Origin of the sequence: Qipengyuania flava (assembly GCF_019448255.1) — a bacterium.
In the GTDB taxonomy this organism is placed as follows: domain Bacteria; phylum Pseudomonadota; class Alphaproteobacteria; order Sphingomonadales; family Sphingomonadaceae; genus Qipengyuania; species Qipengyuania flava_A.
In genome coordinates this window covers 2,647,102-2,666,732 of record NZ_CP080410.1, presented here as the reverse complement: position 1 = coordinate 2,666,732, position 19,631 = coordinate 2,647,102, and the positions used below count along the sequence as shown (strand labels likewise).

Genomic DNA, 19,631 nt, shown 5'->3' with positions numbered 1-19,631 from the left:
CGGGGCAGCCATGCGTACAGGCCGTATCGAGCGAAACACTGCGGAAACCAAGATCCTGGTCGAGGTCAATCTCGACGGGACGGGCACATATGATGTCTCCACCGGCATCGGCTTTCTCGACCATATGGTCGAACAGTTCTCCAAGCATTCGCTGATCGACGTGACGATGAAAGTCGATGGCGACCTGCATGTCGACCAGCACCACACGACCGAAGACAGCGCGCTTGCGCTGGGGCAGGCGCTTTCGCAGGCGCTCGGCGACAAGGGCGGGATCGCGCGCTACGGCAGCGCCTATTCGCCCATGGACGAAACGCTCGCACGCGTGGCGCTCGACATTTCGGGGCGCCCCTATTTCGTATGGAAGGCGGGCTTCAGCCAGGAAAAGCTCGGCGAATGGGACACCGAGCTGATCGAGCACTGGTTCCACTCGGTCGCGCAGACCTGTGGCCTCACGCTGCATATCGAGCTGCTCTACGGCACCAACAACCACCACATTTGCGAGAGCATCTACAAGGGCTTCGCCCGCGCGATGCGGATCGCCTGCGAGATCGACCCGCGCAAGGGCGGGGCAATTCCCAGCACCAAGGGGCAGCTCGGTGGGTGAAGTCGTGGCCCTGATCGACTACGGGGCCGGTAACCTCCACTCGGTCGAGAACGCGCTGCGCAAGGTCGGTGCCCAGGTCAAGGTCACCGCTGATCCCGACGTGGTGCGCGCAGCAGACAGGATCGTTCTCCCCGGCGTCGGTTCGTTCAAAGCCTGTGCGGAGGGGCTGCGGGCGGAGAAGGGCGTGATCGAGGCGATGCACGAGCGCGTCTTCGTCGGCGGTGCGCCCTTCCTCGGTATCTGTGTGGGCATGCAATTGCTTGCGACGCGCGGGCTCGAGCATGGCGAGACGGCCGGGCTCGGCTGGATCGACGGGACCGTGCGCCTGATCGAGCCGACCGATACGACTGTGAAGGTTCCGCACATGGGCTGGAACGATGTCGCCCCCATGCCGCACGCGCGCGGGCACGAAGTTGTGGTCGAGGGCGAGGCCTATTTCCTCCACTCCTACCACTTCAAGGTGCGCCACCACGAGGACGTACTCGCCATGACCGACCATGGCGGCGGGATGGTGGCCGCGATCGGCCGCGACAATCTGGTGGGTGTGCAGTTTCACCCGGAGAAGAGCCAGGCCTACGGGCTCGATCTCATGAGCAAATTCCTGGAGTGGAAACCTTGATCGTCTTTCCGGCAATCGACCTCAAAGGCGGCGAAGTCGTGCGCCTGGCGGAAGGCGATATGGACCGCGCCACCGTCTACGGCGACGATCCCGCCGCGCAGGCAAAGCTGTTTGCCGAAGCCGGTGCCGATCACCTGCATGTCGTGGACCTCGACGGCTCGTTCGCAGGGTCCGCCCGCAACCGTGAAGCGGTCGAGGCAATCGTCGCCGCCTTCCCGGGCCGCGTCCAGCTGGGCGGCGGCATCCGCAAACGCGAGGACGTCGAGGGCTGGTTCGAGGCGGGCGTGGCGCGCGTCGTCATGGGCTCGGCGGCGCTCAAGGATCCCGAGTTCGTGAAGGACATGGCGCGCGCCTATCCCGGCGGCGTCGTCGTAGCGGTCGATGCCAAGGACGGCATGGTGGCGACCGAGGGCTGGGCCGATGTGTCGGACGTGCCGGTGATCGACTTGGCCCGCCGGTTCGAAGACGCGGGCGTTGCCAGCCTGCTGTTCACCGACATTGGCCGCGACGGTCTGCTCAAGGGCGTAAACCTCGAAGCGACGGTGGGTCTCGCGCAGCAAGTCGACATTCCGGTCATCGCCAGCGGCGGTGTCGCGGGGATCGAGGATATCGAAGCGCTCGCCAAAGCCGCGCACGAGGGGATCGAGGGCGTGATTACGGGCCGGGCGCTTTATGACGGACGGCTGGATCTGGCCGCGGCGTTGAAATTGGCGGAAAGGTCGTGAATTGGCTCGCCATCATTTCAGTGGCTATGGCGGGATACCTCCTCTTTCTTTTATTCGATGGATTTAGGAAGCAGCAGATGATGCCGCTGTGGCCGACGGGGTTTCGAGAGAAAAGCTTCGAACGGGCGAATAGCCCGCATGCATTTTTTGGCTGGCGACAGCTTGGAATTCCTTTTGTCTTGTAGTTGCTGGTTCCTACTCATTGACTGCGTTGGTTAGCCCATGACCGTCCGTATCCGTGTCATCCCCTGCCTCGACGTTGCCGACGGGCGCGTGGTGAAGGGCGTCAACTTCGTCGACCTGCGCGATGCGGGCGATCCGGTGGAGCAGGCGCAGGCCTATGACGCCGCAGGCGCTGACGAGCTGTGCTTCCTCGACATTTCGGCGAGCCACGAAGGGCGCGGGACGCTGCTCGACATGGTGCGGCGCACCGCTGAGGTCTGCTTCATGCCGCTGACCGTTGGCGGCGGGGTGCGCAGCGTCGAAGATGCGCGCGCGCTGTTGCTGGCAGGTGCGGACAAGGTGGCGATCAATTCGGCGGCTGTTTCCCGGCCCGAACTGGTGCGCGAGATCGCGGAGAAGTTCGGTAGCCAATGCGTCGTCGCCAGCGTCGATGCGCGCGCGTCGACCAGTGGCGCGGTGCGCGGGTGGGAAATCTTCACCCATGGCGGCCGCAAGCCGACCGGTATCGACGCGGTCGAGCACGCTATTCGCCTCGCTGAACTGGGCGCGGGCGAATTGCTGGTCACCAGCATGGATGGTGATGGCACGCGCGATGGCTACGACGTCGACCTGACCCGGGCGATTGCGGATGCGGTTTCGGTCCCGGTCATCGCCAGCGGCGGCGTGGGCACGCTCGACCACCTCGTCGAAGGGGTGACGCGCGGCAACGCCAGCGCGGTTCTCGCCGCCTCGATCTTCCATTTCGGCGACCACACCATTGCCGAGGCGCATGCCGCGCTGAGAGCTGCGGGCCTTCCCGCAAGGGGGTGAGGGGTACCGTCCCGCCACGGGACAGGCGCTTCGCTTTCGCGGCAATGCAGCATGGGAGTTGGTAAACGCGTCCCATGTCCAGCCAGATCATTTCCCTGGCCGCGCAATTCGCGGATCTCGGTGGCCCGGCTGGCCTTGCCGCGCGCCTTATCGAACCGACGACGCTTACTCTTATGGTCGTTGCTCTGGCGGGTGTGATCGTCGGGCGCTTCCTGATGGGGCGCAACTCCGATTGACGCTGCGCGCGGGGGCCGTGCATAGGGCCTTTCCATGGACACGCTTACCCGTCTCGAGACCACCATCGCGCAGCGCCGCGAGGCCGACCCGTCGCAGAGCTATGTTGCGAGCCTCCACGCCAAGGGCCTGCCGCAGATCGCGCGCAAGCTTGGCGAAGAAGGCGTGGAAGCTTCCATCGCGGCGCTTTCCGGCAGCGACGAGGAGCTGGTCGGCGAAGCGGCCGATATCCTCTTTCACCTCATGGTGGCGCTGAACGCCCGCGATATCGGTTTTGCCGATGTGCTGGCCGAACTCGACCGCCGCGAGGGCGTTTCGGGCATTGCCGAGAAAGCCAGCCGCGACGCCAAGGAGGACTGACCCATGCCGATCGATCCGACCCAGCCCTATGACGATGCCAACATCTTCGCCAAGATCCTGCGCGGCGAGATCCCCTCGACCAAGGTTTACGAGGACGAGTGGGCCTATGCTTTCGAGGACATCAACCCGCAGGCCGAAGTGCACACGCTGGTGATCCCGAAGGGCCGCTACGTCAGCTGGGACGACTTCAGCGAAAAGGCGAGCGCGGAGGAAATCGCCGGCTTCGTTCGCGCCGTTGGCACGGTGGCGCGCGAGAAAGGGCTGGTCGAACCCGGCTACCGCATGATGGCAAACATCGGCCAGCACGGCGGGCAGGAAGTCCCGCACCTGCACGTGCATATTTTTGGCGGCCAGCCGCTGGGGCCGATGATCTGGAAGAGGTGATTTGTCTGGTGCGGTCAGGACATCAGTCCTGACCTTGCGGCACCAGCCCACGCCCCCACCCGGCCACCCACGGCACGGTATTCTATGGGTGGCCGGGTGGGGGCGTGGGCTGGTGCCGCCGCAAGCTATCGACGGATGTCGATTGCGCACGCATCAAAGACTCCGGGTGGGGGAGTGGGATGGAACAGCCAAGGGAAGCGCGGAAGCGCTTCCCGCGCGCAAAAGAAGTTGACCGAATCCCCCCCTGCGGTTATCGGGCCGCTTGATTTCGGCGCGTCGGAACACCATTTCCGGCGCGTATTTATTTGACGAGAGACATCATGAAGATCCGTAACAGCCTCAAGTCGCTCAAGGGCCGCCATCGCGATTGCCGCGTCATCCGCCGCCGCGGGCGCACCTACGTCATCAACAAGACCAACCGTCGCTTCAAGGCCCGCCAGGGCTAATTGCGGCTCCGCCGGCTTTCGGCGGAAGCGTTGTTCGACCGGCCCGGCTCCGATGAGGAGTGCGGGCCGTTCGTGTTTGGAGTGACCTGATGCCGGTTCAAGCTGTCGTCTTCGATGTCGGGCGTGTTCTCTACCAATGGCACCTCGGGCACCTGTTCGAAAAGATCGTGACCGATCCTGCACGGCTGGAACGCGTACTGGGCGAGGTGATCACCGAAGAGTGGCATTTTGAGCATGATCGCGGGCGCGCGCTTGATGACATGGTCCCCGAACGCATCGCGCTTTACCCCAAGTTCGAAGAGGAGCTGCGCGCCTACCAGACGCGCTTCAATGAAACGATTCCCGGACCGGTGCCGGGCAGCCTGTCGCTCGTCGAACGGCTTGACGCGCGCGGTGTGCCGCTGTTTGCCATAACCAATTTTGGGGCAGAGTTCTGGGCGGGGTTCCGCCCGACGGCGCCAATCTTCGACCGGTTCCGCGATATCGTGGTGTCGGGGGAAGAGAAGCTGGCCAAGCCCGACCCCGCAATCTTCGCGCTGGCGGAGGAGCGCTTTGGCCTTCCGGGTGAAGCCATGCTGTTCATCGATGACAACAAGGCAAATGTGGACGCGGCCGCGTCACGCGGCTGGCACGCGCATCACTTTGCCGATGCGCCCGCTCTCGAAGCTGACCTGCTAGAACGGGGCCTCCTATAAAAAAGGCCCCGGCGAGGGTTTCGCCGAGGCCCGAGTTTTAGCCACCCGATGGAGAGGGGTGGGGGTTGGAACGGGTTAGCCGTTGCACTTCGCCAGCTTGTCCGACTCGAGAGCCTGGTCCTTGGCGGTGAACGAAGCGATTTCGCCGTGTTCGCGCTGCAGTTCGCGGCAGACGCGCAGCGGACGCGAGCTGCCCTTCTGGGCAACGCAAGTCGTGCCCTTGCAGGCCCAGGCCACGCCGCCAGCGACGGTGGTGGTCTTTTCAGCGACCGGCTGAGCGAGTTCGGCGGTGTAGAAGGTGGTGCTCGACTTGGCTTCGGCGGCCACCGGGGCGAGAGCCGCACCGAAGGTCAGCGAAGTGTAGGCGAAAGCGGCTGCGACGGCACCAATGTTGACCGAGCGGGGGAGAGAGAGGGTCATGGGGAGGTCCTTCCTGGTTGCATTTTGTTCAACAGGGCTTGTCATTCGTGCAATTGAGTTTCAAATAACAACCCGTTGCGAATCGCTACCTATGACGATAGGTTTCGTTGCGCAACCCTTTTTTCGAAAAATTTGGCAAAGCCGTTTTTTTCGCTAGATAGGTTTCCAGAAGAGGACTGAATTTATGGGTGACATCCGCGAACCGCTCCGTGAACTGACCGAATGCGGCCTGCCGCAAGCGCTCGAGGTCATGGGCGAACGATGGTCATTTATGATTCTGCGCGCGAGTTTCAACGGGCTTCATCATTTCGAGGAGTTCCTCAGCGAGCTGGGGATTGCCCGCAACATCCTCTCCAACCGCCTCGCCAAGCTGGTCGAGCACGGCATCCTGCGCCGTGACCCCTGTGCGGACGACAAGCGCAAGATCGAATACCGCCTGACGGACAAGGGCTTCGACCTGCTGCCCGCCATGGTGGCGCTGCGCCAGTGGGGCCAGAAGTACGGCGCCGAAGTGGTCGAGAACCCGGTCCTGGTGGACGATCGCGATCGCCTGCCGATTGGTCCGACCTCGATCCTCAGCCACGATGGCCGCATACTGGGTGCCGGCGACCTCTACCTGGTCGACCGCAGCAACCTTGGTGTTCGCGCCGATGGGACCAAGGCGGAACCCAAGACGGAACTGGGCCTTGGCGACGTCGTCGACATTGCCAGCGCACGCAAGGCTAAGACCGCGGCCTGATCGCCGCGCCGCCACTCAGCTACTGACCGAAGCGCTGCTGCGCCTGCTCGATGCGGTCGATCCGGTAATCGATCCGGATCCGCACCCACTCACCCACCAGCGGCATGCCGCCGCGCTGGGGTGGCCGGACCTTGAACTGCCAGGCCGCCGCCTGCACGGCCCGGCCCAGCCCTGACCCCTGCGGGGCTTCCCCCACGATCACGCAGTCCTCGACCCGGAAATCGGGCGCGGTGCGGCAATCGATCATGCCCCAGCCAGGGCCCTGAGCGGTGGAGAGGTAGCCAGCCAGCTCGTCCTGATAGGGTCGGCGGTACCAGCGCGCAGCGTAGAGTGGCTCGCCATTGGGGCCCGATCCCGCAATCCGCGGTGTATCGCCCGGCGAGGGCGTGAAGGCGGGGCCATAGGTCTGCTGCGGCGCCTGTGCGCGCGGAGCGGGGCGCGGCGGCTGCGGCACATTCTCCAGCGAGAAGCTGTTGCGCAGAATGGGGCGCGCGGGCGGCGAGGGCGTGACCGGAGGCGGGGTCTCGGTGTCGACCGGGGGCTGCGGCGGCGTGACGGGCTGCACGGTCGCCGGCTGCGGCGCGGCAGCCGGCTCGCTCGGCGGCGTATCCTCCTGCGCCTCATCCTGCGAAGGGGCGGTGAAGGCGACCAGCGTGTCGCGCATCTCGACGATCTCCCGCTGCACCGAACCGAGCGACAGCAGGATAAGCAGCAGCAGGGCTTCGATCCCCAGCGCGAGCACGATTGCCGGCAGGCGCTCGCGAAGCTCGGGGCTCAGCTCGTCGTAGCGCTGGCGCAGGCTTGGTGAAGGCGGGGCGGGATCGGTCACGATCGGGCGAATCGGATGCAGCTGTCTCGATAGGGGCTGGCCAGGCCGGTTGGGGGCAAACGCCTTTCCCGGAAGCGCGATCATGCGCGATGCGCTGCCCTCGCACAAGCACGCCTGCGCCTTAGCGGAGGCTTAACGCCGCATTGGCACCGTGACGTCATCGTTAAAACGATCTCAACACGTCGCTGTCATAAAGGCCGCAGTCGCGACTTTTTCTTCATGCCGAGCCGGACCTCATTACGTGATCGAAATCGAAGTACAGAACGAAACGCATCAGGACGTCTGCCGGATCAAGGCCATGGCCGTGCCGCGCATTGGTGAAGGCATCCGCCTGAAGGAACCGAACGGCGCCTGGGCGTCCTACGACATCCTCGACGTGTGGTACCAGCAGGCCGAATACGGCGAGGTCTGGGTGCCCTACATCCACGTGCGCATGACGCCGGATGAGCTGAAGGCGGTCGAGCTGGAGATGGCCAACAACAACCCGATGGTCGACAAGAGCCAGCAGATCCCGATCGAGGACTTCCTCAAGAAGTTCGAAGGCGAGGATGAGCACGAAACGGTCAAGCTTAACCTCGACATGAGCGAGGACGTTTGAGGATTAGAGACGCCGACTCAGACTGATGCGATCTTCGATCTCGTACCCGAGGGTTTCGTAGAATCGCACGATCCCTGCGTTGGTGCTGCGGACCTGCAGGTTGATCTTGCCACACCCTAGGGCACGCAAGGCGTCTTCTCCCACATGAACGAGTTTCGTCCCCAAGCCCGAGCGCCTGAATGTTTTCCGCACGGCAACGGCATAGAGCCAGCCACGATGACCATCATAGCCAGCCATCACGGAACCGACGATTGCGTCCTGGTCGACTGCAACGAAGAGCAGTTCGGGCTGGAATGATACCTTGGCCGCTATGGCATTTTCGGCCCGATTCCATGGCGGATCATCCGGGAACGCCTCCTTCCAGAGCGCATCGACCCCATCAAAGTCGGTCTCGCGATACGTTCTGATTTCCACCAATTGCCTCCGATGAGCTCGCGGTGCTGGCAACCTAAGGCCTACGGCTGGCGATGCCAGAGTGATCGCTCCCGGCGCAGGCTTCCCTAGGCTCTGGGGGCTTGCCTTCGGTAACTCAAAGCTTCCGCCACGTGGATGCGCCCCACCTTCTCCGCTCCAGCCAAATCCGCAATCGTGCGCGCGACCCTCAGCATTCGCGTGTAGCTGCGCGCCGATAGGCGCATGGCCGTTGCTGCCTGCATGAGGAGCTGGTGGCCCGCCTCGTCGGGGCCTGCGAATTCCTCCAGCGCGTCGCCGTCGAGGTCGGCGTTGGTTCGTGCGCCGGTGGCCTCGCTGCGCGTCGCCTGGAGCTGGCGGGCGCGCAGGACGCGGGCGGCGACCTCTTCGCTACCCTCGGCAGCCGGGGGCAGGGCGAGGTCCGCGGCGCTAACGGGGTCGACTTCGACATGCAGGTCGATCCGGTCGAGCATGGGGCCGGAGACCTTGCTCTGGTAATCGGCGGCGCAGCGCGGGGCGCGGCTGCAGGCGAGCGCCGGATCGCCCAGGTGCCCACAGCGGCACGGGTTCATCGCCGCGATCAGCTGGACGTTGGCGGGGAAGGTCACATGCGCGTTGGCGCGCGCGACATCCACCTTGCCGGTCTCCAGCGGCTGGCGCAGCGAATCGAGCACGGCGCGCTGGAATTCGGGCAATTCGTCGAGGAAGAGGACGCCCAGATGCGCGAGGCTGACCTCGCCCGGCTTTACCCTGAGGCCGCCACCCGTCAGCGCCGCCATGCTGGCCGAATGGTGCGGCGCGCGAAACGGGCGCGCGCGGCTGATGCGGCCTTCCTCCAGCGTGCCGGCAACCGATTTCACCATGCTGACTTCGAGCGCTTCGGCCGGGGACAGCGGCGGCAGGATGCCGGGGAGGCAGCTTGCCAGCAGCGATTTGCCGGCGCCCGGCGGCCCTATCATCAGCAGGTTGTGGCCCCCCGCTGCCGCGATCTCGAGAGCGCGCTTGGCGGTTTCCTGTCCCTTGACCTGTCTGAGGTCGGTCGCGGGCGGGGCGGCTTCGACCGTGCCGGGTTCGGGATCGGGCAGGCGCTGTGCGCCCTTCAGGTGGTTCAACAGGCTGGCGAGATCGGGCGCAGCGCAGACCGGCACTTCGCTTGCCCAGCGCGCTTCGGAGCCTTGCGCCTTGGGGCAGATCAGCCCGACTTCCGCCTCGCTCGCGTGGATGGCCGCAAGCAGCACGCCGGGCGAGGCCACGATCCGCGCATCGAGCGCAAGCTCGCCCACTGCAATCCAGTCGCCCAGCTGTTCGGCATCGGTCACGCCCATCGCTGCAAGCAGGGCAAGAGCGATCGGCAGGTCGTAGTGCGAGCCTTCCTTGGGCAGGTCCGCTGGCGAGAGGTTGATGGTGATGCGCTTGGGCGGAAGGGCAAGGCCCATGGACGAGAGCGCGGCGCGCACCCGTTCCTTGCTTTCGCCCACCGCCTTGTCCGCCAGTCCGACGATATTGAACTTGGGCAGGCCCGGGGCGACCGAGCACTGAACTTCCACGCTACGCGCTTCCAGGCCCAGGTAGGCGACCGTCTTGACCAGTGCGACCAGAGTTAACTCCTGCCTAGGTGTTCGTACCTAGGTGATGACGCGAAGTGCTTGCTTTGTCGAGAGAAAATCCGGTTCGTTCCGGAGGCGAACGGTTATGGTTACCAGGGCCTTAGCCATAGGCCTTCGCAAGCTGGAAAGAGTGCGGCCGCCAGACAGTCGGCATGTTTCGACTCGCCGCAAAAATCCTCGCTGTCTTCGGTGCCGCCATCGCCGCACCGCTATCCGCCCAGTCGCTGACGCTGGTCAGCCTCCCGGTCGTCTATGTCTCGAGCCCCGTCGTCCAGCAGACGCACCAGGGCAAGGCCGTGATGCCCGCGCCGGTCAAGGCTCGCCCGACAGTGGTGGCAACGCCTGAACAGCAGCTCGCCGCGGTGCGTCCCCAGACCTATCAGCCGGCCGCTCTTCCTGCATGGAAAGCCCCTCCTTTCATCGATCGCCGCTTTCGTAACTACAACCGCGGGGTCGCTCAATACGGGCCATTCCGGGTGTTGGATTCGCGTAGGGTAGCGCTGGTCGGCGAAACCGATGCATCGACGCCGGGCTATTTCCGCGCGATGCTGCGCGACTTCCCGCAGCTCGAGCAGCTCGACATGGTCGAATGCCCGGGCACGCGTGACGACCGTGCCAACCTCAAGGTCGGCCGCATGATCCGCGCCGCGGGCCTCGTAACCCATGTGCCCGCCATCGGCTCGGTCCGCTCGGGCGCGGTGGAGCTGTTCCTCGCTGGTGTCGAACGCGACATCGCCCAGGGCGCGGAGTTTGCCGTGCACAGCTGGATGGACGCCTACGGGCGTGAAGCCGGCGATTTCTCGATGGATGCGCCAGAGAACCGCCAGTATCTCGACTACTACCGCGAGATGGGCATGAGCGGCGACCAGGCGCGTGCCTTCTACGACTTCACCAATTCGGTGCCGCACCGCCGCGCCCTGTGGCTGGGTGCAAGCGACATGCGCCGCTGGACGGGCCGCCCGCAGCAGGCCAAGACGCCCGCGCAGCGCAAGCCCGTGCGCGCCGCCCCGACGCTGGCCTATGCCGACGTCACTTTCTCTTGACCTGACGGGTCGTTTCACCTAATCGCGCGGCCCTGTAGGCGGTCGCTGTCAGCAGCGGCCCTTTTTGTTGGCGCGATTCGCTTGTGCCGGCAGCCAGACGAAATTCAACTGTAAGGACGATCCGATGAAGCGGACATTCCAGCCCTCGAACCTCGTGCGCGCCCGCCGCCACGGCTTCTTCGCCCGCAAGGCAACCCCGGGTGGCCGCAAGGTCCTCCGCGCGCGTCGCGCTCGCGGCCGCAAGAACCTCTGCGCGTAAGGTGATGCGCTGCGCGTGATGCGCAGCGACACTGACGAGCAAGCCAGCGGGCTCCCCTCGGGGGGCCCGTTCGCGTATGTAGCGTCCATGCACCCTTCGCTCTCCGTCATCGGCCAGCGCCGCGACTTCCTGGCTGCGAATCGCGGGCTGCGGGTTGCGCGCCCGGGCTTCGTGCTGCTCGCCCATCCCAACGGCGGGAAGGGCAAGCGCTACGGCATTACGGTTACGAAGAAGATCGGCAATGCGGTGGTGCGCAACCGGATGAAGCGCCGCTTCCGCGAGCTCTTGTGGGATGCGCTGCCCGGTGAAGGCCTGGCCGATCACGATCACATCCTCATCGGCCGCGACGCCGGGGTGGAGCGCGATTTCGCCTCCCTTCGCTCCGAACTCAGCGCTGCACTCGAACGCGCCGCGCAAGGCAAGGGGGATCGCCCCCGCAAGCCACACCGCCAGCGGAGCCGGCGTGCATGAAGTACCCGCTCATCTGGATTGCGCGAGCCTGGCAGCTGGGCCCCAGCCGCATCCTTCCGCCTTCGTGCCGCTTCCAGCCCTCGTGCAGCCAGTACGCGATCGAAGCGCTGGGCAAATACGGCGCGATCAAGGGTGGATGGATGGCCTTCAAGCGTATAATGCGCTGCAACCCCTGGGGTGGCCACGGCCATGACCCGGTGCCCTAGTGCTGTCTTGACAGACTAAGACACCGCCCCACATTCAGACTTTCGACCGGACAAAGACGGGACCGACCTTGGACAACCAGCGTAACCTGATCCTCGCCATTGCGCTTTCCTTCCTACTGCTCGTGGGATGGACCTCGGCGATGGACTATTTCTACCCGCAGCCGGAACAGGCGCTGGTGGAGGACCGTGCCGATACGCCGACAGAACAGGCGAGCCAGGCGGCCGAAACGCAGCATTCGCGTACCGGTGGCCTCGTCGATCCGGCCATGCGGGCGCAGGAAGTGGCCGATCTCAAAGTCGCGCTCGCCAGCCCCGATCGCATCGCCATCGACGCGCCGCGCGTGGCCGGCTCTATCAACCTGCGCGGCGGGGTGATCGATGACGTGGTTCTCAAGGGCTATAACGAGACCACCGATGACGAGAGCGATCCGGTCCGTATGTTCTCGCCCAACGGCACGCCCGCGCAGCAGTTCGCCCAGTTCGGCTGGGTCGGCGCGAACCTCAAGGTGCCGGGGCCGCAGACGCTGTGGGAAGCCGATGGCGACACGCTGAGCGCCGAAACGCCGGTCACGCTGACGCATGACAATGGCGAAGGGCTGACCTTCTCGATCCGCTATTCGATCGATGACCAGTACATGATCACGGCCGAGCAGGGCGTGGCGAACACCGGCGAGAACCCGGTCGTCGTGCAGCCCTTCGGCCTTGTGAACCGCACCAGCCGTACCGCCAGCGAAGACCTGTGGATCGCCCATTCGGGCCCGATCGGCGTGTTCGGCGACAGCGCGGAATACGACATCAACTACGACGATCTCGACGATGACCAGCGCATCGTCCCCGAAGGCCGCACCAGCTGGGCGGGTTTCACCGACATCTACTGGCTCGCCGCACTCGTCCCGCAGGACGGCACCGCGCCCGACACCACCTTCCGCGCGATGGGCAACGAAACCTACCGCGCCGATATGATCTACGAAGCGACCAACCTGCCGGCGGGCAATTCGCTGACCGTATCCAGCCGCCTCTATGCGGGCGCCAAGGAAAGCGTCGTCCTCGACAGCTATGAGGATGCGGGCCTCCAGAAGTTCGGCCTCGCCATCGACTGGGGCTGGTTCCGCTGGTTCGAAAAGCCGATGCTGTGGCTGCTGCGCACGATCTACGACGCGGTCGGCAATTTCGGTATCGCCATCATCGCCCTGACCTTCATCGTGCGCGGGCTGATGTTCCCGATCGCCCAGAAGGGCTTTGCCTCCATGGCCGAAATGAAGGCGATCCAGCCGAAAATGAAGGCCATCCAGGAGAAGTACAAGGACGACAAGCAGAAGCAGCAACAGGAGATCATGGAGCTGTACAAGAAGGAGAAGGTGAACCCTGTCGCCGGCTGCCTTCCGATGCTGCTGCAGATCCCCGTGTTCTTCGCGCTCTACAAGGTGCTCTACCTCGCCATCGAGATGCGCCACCGCGAGTTCCTGTGGATCCATGACCTTGCCGCGCCCGACCCGGCGAACCTTGCCAACGCGCTTTCGCTCGTCGGCATTCAGGTACCCGGCTGGCTGATGATCATCTTCGGTCTCGGTGTGCTGGCGGTCCTGCTCGGCTTCACCATGTGGCTGACCTTCAAGCTCAACCCGAGCCAGATGGACCCGATGCAGCAGAAGATCTTCGACATCATGCCGTGGATCCTGATGTTCGTAATGGCGCCCTTCGCGGCCGGCCTGCTGCTCTACTGGGTGACCTCGAACATCCTCACGCTGGCGCAGCAGAAGTACCTCTATTCGAAGCACCCGCAGCTGCGCGCTTCGATCGAGGAAGAAAAGAAGAAGAAAGCGGCCGAGGCGGCCAAGGCGGAATCGTGACCGAAGAAGAAGCCGCCGAGCGGGCCGCGCTCGAGCGGCGGGCGAACAAGCTGTTTTCCGGCCGGGTGGACTTCCTCCTTTCGGCCCCTCAGCTCAAGTTCCTGCCCGAACCGACCGTTCCCGAGATCGCATTTTGCGGACGCTCGAATGTCGGCAAGAGCTCGCTCATCAACGCGCTCACCGGTCGCAAGGCGATCGCGCGCGCCTCGGTGACGCCGGGCCGTACGCAGGAGCTCAATTTCTTCGAGATCGGCGACCCTACGCTGTTCCGCCTCGTAGATATGCCCGGCTACGGCTTTGCCAAGGCGCCGGTGAAGGTCGTCGAGAAGTGGAAGAACCTCGTGAAGAACTACCTTCGCGGTCGCCCCGTCCTCAGCCGCGCGCTTGTGCTGGTCGACGGGCGTCACGGCCCCAAGGACGTCGACCGCGAGATGATGAAGATGCTCGACGAGGCGGCCGTGGGCTACCGCGTCGTGCTGACCAAGGCCGACAAGATGAAGGCGAGCGAGCTTGCCAAGGTCATCGAAGCGACCGAGGCCGAAGCGCGCAAGCACGTAGCCGCCTATCCCGAAATCCACGTGACGAGCGCGGAGAAGGGCATGGGTATCGGCGAATTGCGCGCGGCTGTGCTGGGGGATGCGGGGGTTTAAGTCCGCGAAGACAGCTGGCTCTCCCCTAAGATTATTCGACTGACAGTTCGTCGACGCGACCCTTGCCATCGATCATGAAGACGGTGCCGTAGTCCTGTTCCGTCAGGACTGGCTGCGTTTTTCCGCCGAACCGTACGACAAGGTCGGGAACCGTGTTGCTGTGTCCGACGACCAGCACCGACCCATCGATAGCTTCGACGGATGCAACAAGGTCCTCGGGCGCGAAAGCGTCGTACTGCGAAATGGTGATGCCGGTCCTCTCAGCCAGAGGCGCGGCGGTCTGCATGGCCCGCCGGGTGGGCGTGGCGAAGGCTGCCACGATGCCCTTGTCCTCCAGAAGATCGGCGAGACTTTCCGCAGCAGCCGCGCCCTCGCTGCTTAGGGGAGGATCCTCGCCCTGCGCCTTGTGCAGATGCCGGATGACGAAAATCGTCCTTTCGCTCTGGAGAGATGCCGCGCTTTCCCCGCTGCCGAGCCCCGCCGTCGGGGCGCACGCCCCCAGCATGAAGGCCGCCAAGGGGGCCAGAACCTGCCGCTTCTTCATGCCTTCCTGCTAGGTGGCAGCGAATTCGCCGTTCTTGAGAACATTCTCGCCTTCCTATTTCGCGAATATCGGCGTGAAATGCCATGAGATCGCCTCGACACGAGCATCTCTAAGAACCACACATATTACGCCGTGCCTCCAGCTCTTGTCTCGGAACACTTGGACCTCATGCTGAGAGGAATATGCAACGCCGTGGCAGGAATTCGTAGGGTTGCGCTCTCGCATGGAGTTGAGATGTATGCGTCGAAGGCCCAACTCTTTCATCCTAGGTGCGATCGTACTCTTTCCCGCACCTATCTCCAGTCCGAACCGCCCCCCATCTGTTAGAATATCGCTGCTGTTTAGAATGGCTGTGCGTGTTAGGCCGTCTGCACCGGCCAATAGGCCGAGAACGACGAGCAGAAGCAAAATGGCAGCGATTTTCTTTCGCATTTATGGTGAGCACCTTCTTGGATTGGGCAGAAAGGGCTGCCTAGCTATTTATCGATGATCCTTATGTTGCAAACAGCATCGCGTCGTCGGCAAATGCCTTCATCTCCAGCGCGTTGCCGCTGGGGTCGCGGAAGAACATCGTCGCCTGTTCGCCGGGTTGGCCCTTGAAGCGGATCGTGGGTTCGATGGCGAACTCGGTGCCTGCCGCCTTGAGCCGCTCGGCCAACGCCTGCCAGTCCTCCATCGCCAGCACGATGCCGAAATGGGGCACGGGCACGCCGTGGCCGTCGACATGGTTGCTCGCGCGGTCGCCCGCCTGCCCCTTGGCCAGATGCGCTACGATCTGGTGGCCGTAGAAGTCGAAATCGATCCACTCGTCCGATGAGCGCCCCTCCGCGCAGCCCATGGTCTCGCCGTAGAAGCGGCGCGCTTCGGCAAGGTCGTCGACGGGGAAGGCGAGGTGGAAGGGGCGAAGGCTCATGGCCCTTCGTCTAGCCCCTATGCCGTTCGTCGCCTAGCGCCTTGTTCAGCCTCGACACTGCCAAGCTGAACCTCTACCGCCCCCTTCATGCAAGGTGGGATGCACGCATGAAGCTGATTATCGGCAACAAGAATTATTCGAGCTGGTCCCTGCGCGGCTGGCTCGCGGCCAAGCAGTCGGGCCTCTCCTTCGAGGAGATCATCACCCCGCTGTTCGGCGAGGACTGGGACAAGCGGCACCACAAGGACGGGCTCGAGCCCAGCTTCGGCAAGGTCCCGATCCTGTGGGACGACGAGGCGGTGGTGTGGGACAGCCTCGCGATCATGGAATACCTTTCCGACAAGGTCGGGCGCGACCGGTTCTGGCCCAAGGACGAGGCCGCGCGGGCCATGGCACGCAGCATGGTCGCGGAAATGCACTCGTCCTATCAGGCGCTGCGCAGCGAATGTCCCATGAATGTGCGCAAGCGCTTCGACGGCTTCGAGCCGAGCGAGGCGTGCAAGGCCGATATCTTGCGCATCCTTGGCCTTTGGGCGGAAGCGCGCAGCCGCTTCGGCAGCGGCGGGCCCTTCCTGTTCGGCACATTCGGCGCGGCGGATATCTACTTCGCCCCGGTAGTGTCACGGTTCATCAGCTACCAGATTCCCGTCCCCGGCTTCGCGGGCGCCTATATGCAGGCGCTGTGGGAGCATGAGTGGATGCAGGGCTGGATCGAGGCATCGGAAAACGAAGAATGGGTTATCGAACAATACGACACGCTGGCCTGAAGGCGCTTGCCGCGCTGACCGCGCTGGCCCTTCCTGCAAGCGCGCAGGCCTGGGGCTTCTACGCGCACACGGTGACGGCGGATATCGCGCTTGAAAACGTGCGCCCCGACACGCGCGCCGGGATCGAACGGCTGCTGCGCGCCTCGGACCAGCTTGGCACGCCCGATTGCGATCTCGACACGCTGCAGGATGCGAGCGTGTGGCCCGATTGCATTCGCGGCGAATACTGGCGCTGGGGCTACACCTTCGCCTGGCATTACCAGACCGAGCCGATCACCGAGGAATACAGCGCGCGCAAGAACTGCTCGGGCCTCAATTGCGTGAGCGCGCAGGTCGAGCGCAACCAGCGTATCCTGGCCGACGAGAGCCTGCCCGATGTGGTACGGGTGGAGGCGCTTACCTTCCTCGTCCACTTCATCGGCGACATCCACATGCCGCTCCATTCGGGCGACCTTTCCGACCGCGGCGGCAACGACCGCGAGGCGGATTACGGCATCGTGCCGGGGCTGAACCTGCACTGGGTATGGGACGGACCGCTGGCCGAGCGCGCGATCAGCGAAGACCCGCCGATCGTGCGTCGCTATTCGGCCGAGGAACGCGCCGAGCTCGCCGGCGGAAACGCCGCCGACTGGGGCCGCGAAAGCTGGCAGATCTCGCGCGATTTCATCTATCCGCAGGTCTTCGGCTGCGACCCGTGCGAGGGCGAGCTGCCCGAAGAAGTCGCGCTGTCGCAAGAGGTGCTCGACCGCTCGATCCCGATCGCGCGGCGCCGCGTCCTCCAGGCCGGATTGCGCATGGCCGAATATCTCGACACGGCCTTTGCGCCGGGTCCGCTGGAAGTGGAAGACAGCCGCCGATGAGTTCCGTTCTCGACCTTGCCAAGGCGCTGATGGCCGCGCCCAGCGTCACGCCTGCCACCGGCCCCGTGTTCGACGCGATGGAAGCCATGCTGGGGCCGCTGGGCTTCGAGGTAGCGCGTTTCACCCGAGGCGAGGGCGCCGAGGGTACGCCGGAGGCCCCGGTCGAAAACCTCTTCGCCATCCGCAGGGGGCCGGAGGGCTCGAAGCATTTCGCCTTTGCCGGGCACCTCGATGTGGTGCCGCCGGGCGGTGGCTGGGCGAGCGAGCCTTTCGAACCCGAAGAGCGCGGCGAACTGCTCTACGGGCGCGGCGCGGTCGACATGAAGGGCTCGATCGCCTGCATGGTCGAGGCGGTGAAGCATGTCCCTGCCGAAGCCGGCACGATCAGTTTCATCATCACGGGCGACGAGGAAGGCCCGGCGCTCCACGGGACACGCGCGCTGATCGATTTCATGCGCGCCGAAGGCCACCAGCCCGACCTGTGCCTCGTGGGCGAGCCGACTTCGGTCAATCGCCTCGGCGACATGATGAAGATCGGCCGGCGCGGTTCGGTCAATATCTGGCTCGAGGTCGAGGGCACGCAGGGCCACGTCGCCTATCCGCACCTCGCCGACAATCCGATCCCCAAGCTCGTCGCCATGCTGGCCGAACTCGACGCGCTGGTGCTCGACGAAGGGACCGATTGGTTCCAGCCTTCCAACCTCGAGATCACCGACCTCGAGGTCGGCAACATGGCCCACAATGTCATCCCCGCGAAGGCCGAGGCGCGCATCTCGATCCGCTTCAACGACCAGCATTCGGGCGCGTCCCTTTCGGAGAAAGTGGGCGCCATCGCCGAAAAGCATGGCGGCGTTGCCAAGCCGATCATCTCGGGCGAACCCTTCCTCACGCCTCCGGGTGAATTCTCGGATATAATCGCAGCAGCCGTGAAGGCCGAAACGGGTATCAACCCCGAACCTTCCACCACCGGCGGCACCTCGGATGCGCGATTCCTGCGCGCGGTTTGCCCGGTGATCGAGTTCGGCCTGTGCAACGCAACCATGCACAAGCGCGACGAAGCGGTGGCCATCGAGGACCTTAAGGCGCTAAGCCGCATCTATGCAGCGATCGCGAAGGATGCGCTGTCACGATAATTCTTGGGATCTGAGGGGATCGCCGTGCTGAAGACCTGGTTCGAAATTCCGCTGTGGCAGCGCGTGCTGACCGCGCTCATTCTCGGTGTCCTCACCGGCTGGGCCTGGGGTCCGGAAGCGGAAAGCATCAAGTGGATCGGCGATTTCTTCATCAAGTCGATCAAGATGCTGGTCGTCCCGCTGATCTTCTTCAGCCTCGTCGCGGGCGTTGCCGCGATTGGCGACTTGCGCAAACTGGGCGCGGTCGGGGGCAGGGCGATGCTGCTGTTCGTGGTCACCGGCCAGATCGCGGTGTGGCTGGGGCTAGGCCTTGGCACCTTCTTCGCGCCGGGCGCGGGCGTGGACACCAGCGCGATCCAGAAGGGCGCGACGCCCGAACCCAACCCGACCACGGCGGTCGACATGATCCTTTCGATCGTGCCCGAAAGCCCTGTGCAGGTAATGGCCGATGTTGCGGTGTTGCCGCTGATCGTCTTCTCGCTGCTGATCGGTATCGGCATCCTGATGGCGGGCAAGGACGGCGAGCCGGTCCAGAAGATCTTCGATAGCGGCGCGGTGGTGATGCAGAAGGTCACGATGATCGTGATGGAGCTTACCCCCTTCGGCGTCTTCGCGCTGATGGCCTGGGTGGCGGGCACGCTCGGTATGGATGCGCTGGTCAGCCTCGCCAAGCTGGTCGGCCTCAACTACCTCGGCTGCCTGCTGATCATCGCGCTGATCTACGGCAGCATGATCAAGTTCCTCGCCAAGCTGCCGGTCCGCCACTTCTTCCGCGGCATCGTGGACGCGATGGCGGTGAGCTATTCGACCGCCAGCTCCAACGCGACGCTGCCGGTGACACTGCGCTGTGCGGAACGGAACCTTGGTGTGTCGAACTCGGTCGCCAGCTTCGTCATTGCCTTGGGCGCGACGATCAACATGAACGGCACGGCGATGTATCTCGGCCTTGCCACGCTGTTCGGCGCGCAGATCTTCGGCGTCGACCTGTCGATGGGCGACTATTTCCTGATCTCGATCCTCGCCACCCTGGGCGCGGTCGGCGCGGCGGGCATTCCGGGCGCGGGCCTCATAATGATGGCGCTGGTCTTCGGCGCGGTCGGCGTGCCGCTGGAAACGATCGCCTTCGTTGCCGGTGTCGACCGGATCATGGACATGATGCGCACCACTACGAATGTCAGTGGCGACGCTGCGGTGGCGACCACCGTGGCCGTGATGACGGGCGAAATCGACACGAAGGAAATGGTCTCGGCGGACGACGTCTAGGGCTTTCG

Annotated in this window: 27 protein-coding genes; 21 read left to right on the top strand and 6 right to left on the bottom strand. The window is 64.5% G+C overall.

Features of this window, described 5'->3' with window-relative positions; genetic code table 11:
• The first annotated feature begins 10 nt into the window (after positions 1 to 10).
• The 9 genes from hisB to KUV82_RS13200 all read left to right on the top strand — a co-directional run bounded on the left by hisB (position 11) and on the right by KUV82_RS13200 (position 5,060).
• Positions 11 to 604: an imidazoleglycerol-phosphate dehydratase HisB gene (gene hisB / locus KUV82_RS13240; RefSeq protein ID WP_219954712.1), complete on the top strand. Its 594-nt coding sequence runs from the start codon at positions 11 to 13 to the stop codon at positions 602 to 604.
• A complete protein-coding gene (gene hisH, locus KUV82_RS13235) occupies positions 597 to 1,223 on the top strand; it encodes an imidazole glycerol phosphate synthase subunit HisH (protein ID WP_219954711.1) in 627 nt (208 codons plus the stop codon). Before hisB ends, hisH begins: the two co-directional genes overlap by 8 nt.
• Positions 1,220 to 1,948: a 1-(5-phosphoribosyl)-5-[(5-phosphoribosylamino)methylideneamino]imidazole-4-carboxamide isomerase gene (hisA, locus tag KUV82_RS13230; protein ID WP_219956335.1), complete on the top strand. Its 729-nt coding sequence runs from the start codon at positions 1,220 to 1,222 to the stop codon at positions 1,946 to 1,948. Before hisH ends, hisA begins: the two co-directional genes overlap by 4 nt.
• A gap of 222 nt (positions 1,949 to 2,170) precedes the next feature.
• Positions 2,171 to 2,941: an imidazole glycerol phosphate synthase subunit HisF gene (hisF, locus tag KUV82_RS13225; protein WP_219954710.1), complete on the top strand. Its 771-nt coding sequence runs from the start codon at positions 2,171 to 2,173 to the stop codon at positions 2,939 to 2,941.
• A 74-nt stretch (positions 2,942 to 3,015) separates the two neighbouring features.
• A complete protein-coding gene (locus tag KUV82_RS13220) occupies positions 3,016 to 3,177 on the top strand; it encodes a hypothetical protein (protein WP_219954709.1) in 162 nt (53 codons plus the stop codon).
• 34 nt (positions 3,178 to 3,211) lie between these two features.
• Entirely contained in the window at positions 3,212 to 3,535 is a 324-nt protein-coding gene (locus tag KUV82_RS13215) for a phosphoribosyl-ATP diphosphatase (RefSeq protein ID WP_219954708.1), read from the top strand.
• A 3-nt stretch (positions 3,536 to 3,538) separates the two neighbouring features.
• Positions 3,539 to 3,919 carry a histidine triad nucleotide-binding protein gene (locus tag KUV82_RS13210; protein WP_219954707.1) on the top strand — a complete coding sequence of 127 codons (381 nt, stop codon included), beginning with the start codon at positions 3,539 to 3,541 and terminating at the stop codon, positions 3,917 to 3,919.
• A 320-nt stretch (positions 3,920 to 4,239) separates the two neighbouring features.
• Positions 4,240 to 4,365 carry a type B 50S ribosomal protein L36 gene (gene ykgO / locus KUV82_RS13205; RefSeq protein WP_050599643.1) on the top strand — a complete coding sequence of 42 codons (126 nt, stop codon included), beginning with the start codon at positions 4,240 to 4,242 and terminating at the stop codon, positions 4,363 to 4,365.
• Between the two features lie 89 nt (positions 4,366 to 4,454).
• Complete coding sequence (locus KUV82_RS13200) at positions 4,455 to 5,060, top strand: HAD family hydrolase (protein WP_219954706.1); 606 nt, start codon at positions 4,455 to 4,457, stop codon at positions 5,058 to 5,060.
• A 75-nt stretch (positions 5,061 to 5,135) separates the two neighbouring features.
• Here KUV82_RS13200 and KUV82_RS13195 read toward each other — a convergent pair whose 3' ends face one another.
• Positions 5,136 to 5,480 (bottom strand): CC_3452 family protein, encoded by a 345-nt coding sequence (locus KUV82_RS13195; RefSeq protein ID WP_219954705.1) that lies wholly within the window; start codon positions 5,478 to 5,480, stop codon positions 5,136 to 5,138.
• Between the two features lie 184 nt (positions 5,481 to 5,664).
• Here KUV82_RS13195 and KUV82_RS13190 point away from each other — a divergent pair, with 184 nt between their 5' ends.
• Entirely contained in the window at positions 5,665 to 6,219 is a 555-nt protein-coding gene (locus tag KUV82_RS13190; protein WP_219954704.1) for a winged helix-turn-helix transcriptional regulator, read from the top strand.
• A gap of 19 nt (positions 6,220 to 6,238) precedes the next feature.
• Here the strand turns inward: KUV82_RS13190 and KUV82_RS13185 are convergent, their stop codons facing one another.
• Positions 6,239 to 7,048, bottom strand: coding sequence for a hypothetical protein (locus tag KUV82_RS13185; protein ID WP_219954703.1), 810 nt, complete (start codon positions 7,046 to 7,048; stop codon positions 6,239 to 6,241).
• Between the two features lie 241 nt (positions 7,049 to 7,289).
• Here KUV82_RS13185 and KUV82_RS13180 point away from each other — a divergent pair, with 241 nt between their 5' ends.
• Positions 7,290 to 7,646, top strand: coding sequence for a hypothetical protein (locus KUV82_RS13180; protein WP_219954702.1), 357 nt, complete (start codon positions 7,290 to 7,292; stop codon positions 7,644 to 7,646).
• Positions 7,647 to 7,649: 3 nt separating this feature from the next.
• On the opposite strand, the gene KUV82_RS13175 is transcribed toward KUV82_RS13180, so the two are convergent.
• Positions 7,650 to 8,060: a GNAT family acetyltransferase gene (locus tag KUV82_RS13175; RefSeq protein WP_258319763.1), complete on the bottom strand. Its 411-nt coding sequence runs from the start codon at positions 8,058 to 8,060 to the stop codon at positions 7,650 to 7,652.
• An 86-nt stretch (positions 8,061 to 8,146) separates the two neighbouring features.
• Positions 8,147 to 9,655, bottom strand: a complete 1,509-nt coding sequence (locus KUV82_RS13170; RefSeq protein ID WP_219956334.1) for a YifB family Mg chelatase-like AAA ATPase — start codon at positions 9,653 to 9,655, stop codon at positions 8,147 to 8,149.
• A gap of 161 nt (positions 9,656 to 9,816) precedes the next feature.
• Between KUV82_RS13170 and KUV82_RS13165 the strand changes: the two genes are divergently transcribed.
• The 6 genes from KUV82_RS13165 (at position 9,817) to yihA (ending at position 14,143) form a co-directional block, all read left to right on the top strand.
• Entirely contained in the window at positions 9,817 to 10,707 is an 891-nt protein-coding gene (locus KUV82_RS13165; protein ID WP_219954700.1) for an alpha/beta hydrolase, read from the top strand.
• A 124-nt stretch (positions 10,708 to 10,831) separates the two neighbouring features.
• Complete coding sequence (gene rpmH / locus KUV82_RS13160; protein ID WP_006833929.1) at positions 10,832 to 10,966, top strand: 50S ribosomal protein L34; 135 nt, start codon at positions 10,832 to 10,834, stop codon at positions 10,964 to 10,966.
• Between the two features lie 87 nt (positions 10,967 to 11,053).
• Positions 11,054 to 11,437 carry a ribonuclease P protein component gene (rnpA, locus tag KUV82_RS13155; protein WP_219954699.1) on the top strand — a complete coding sequence of 128 codons (384 nt, stop codon included), beginning with the start codon at positions 11,054 to 11,056 and terminating at the stop codon, positions 11,435 to 11,437.
• Positions 11,434 to 11,643: a membrane protein insertion efficiency factor YidD gene (gene yidD / locus KUV82_RS13150; protein ID WP_219954698.1), complete on the top strand. Its 210-nt coding sequence runs from the start codon at positions 11,434 to 11,436 to the stop codon at positions 11,641 to 11,643. Before rnpA ends, yidD begins: the two co-directional genes overlap by 4 nt.
• A 68-nt stretch (positions 11,644 to 11,711) precedes the next feature.
• Positions 11,712 to 13,493 (top strand): membrane protein insertase YidC, encoded by a 1,782-nt coding sequence (gene yidC / locus KUV82_RS13145; protein ID WP_219954697.1) that lies wholly within the window; start codon positions 11,712 to 11,714, stop codon positions 13,491 to 13,493.
• A complete protein-coding gene (yihA, locus tag KUV82_RS13140) occupies positions 13,490 to 14,143 on the top strand; it encodes a ribosome biogenesis GTP-binding protein YihA/YsxC (protein WP_219954696.1) in 654 nt (217 codons plus the stop codon). The genes yidC and yihA overlap by 4 nt, the downstream gene beginning before the upstream one ends.
• A gap of 31 nt (positions 14,144 to 14,174) precedes the next feature.
• Here the strand turns inward: yihA and KUV82_RS13135 are convergent, their stop codons facing one another.
• Positions 14,175 to 14,687 (bottom strand): phosphoglycerate mutase family protein, encoded by a 513-nt coding sequence (locus KUV82_RS13135; protein ID WP_219954695.1) that lies wholly within the window; start codon positions 14,685 to 14,687, stop codon positions 14,175 to 14,177.
• A gap of 493 nt (positions 14,688 to 15,180) precedes the next feature.
• Positions 15,181 to 15,600 (bottom strand): VOC family protein, encoded by a 420-nt coding sequence (locus KUV82_RS13130; protein ID WP_219954694.1) that lies wholly within the window; start codon positions 15,598 to 15,600, stop codon positions 15,181 to 15,183.
• A gap of 107 nt (positions 15,601 to 15,707) precedes the next feature.
• On the opposite strand from KUV82_RS13130, the gene KUV82_RS13125 reads away from it, so the two are divergent.
• From KUV82_RS13125 to KUV82_RS13110, 4 genes are read left to right on the top strand one after another with little or no spacing between them, the layout of a single operon-like run.
• Entirely contained in the window at positions 15,708 to 16,367 is a 660-nt protein-coding gene (locus KUV82_RS13125; RefSeq protein WP_219954693.1) for a glutathione S-transferase family protein, read from the top strand.
• Positions 16,334 to 17,227 (top strand): S1/P1 nuclease, encoded by an 894-nt coding sequence (locus KUV82_RS13120; RefSeq protein WP_219954692.1) that lies wholly within the window; start codon positions 16,334 to 16,336, stop codon positions 17,225 to 17,227. Before KUV82_RS13125 ends, KUV82_RS13120 begins: the two co-directional genes overlap by 34 nt.
• The gene (dapE, locus tag KUV82_RS13115; protein WP_219954691.1) at positions 17,224 to 18,360 is read left to right on the top strand and encodes a succinyl-diaminopimelate desuccinylase; all 1,137 of its coding nucleotides are present in this window, start codon (positions 17,224 to 17,226) and stop codon (positions 18,358 to 18,360) included. Before KUV82_RS13120 ends, dapE begins: the two co-directional genes overlap by 4 nt.
• A gap of 24 nt (positions 18,361 to 18,384) precedes the next feature.
• Positions 18,385 to 19,623, top strand: a complete 1,239-nt coding sequence (locus KUV82_RS13110) for a dicarboxylate/amino acid:cation symporter (protein ID WP_219954690.1) — start codon at positions 18,385 to 18,387, stop codon at positions 19,621 to 19,623.
• Positions 19,624 to 19,631 lie beyond the last annotated feature (8 nt).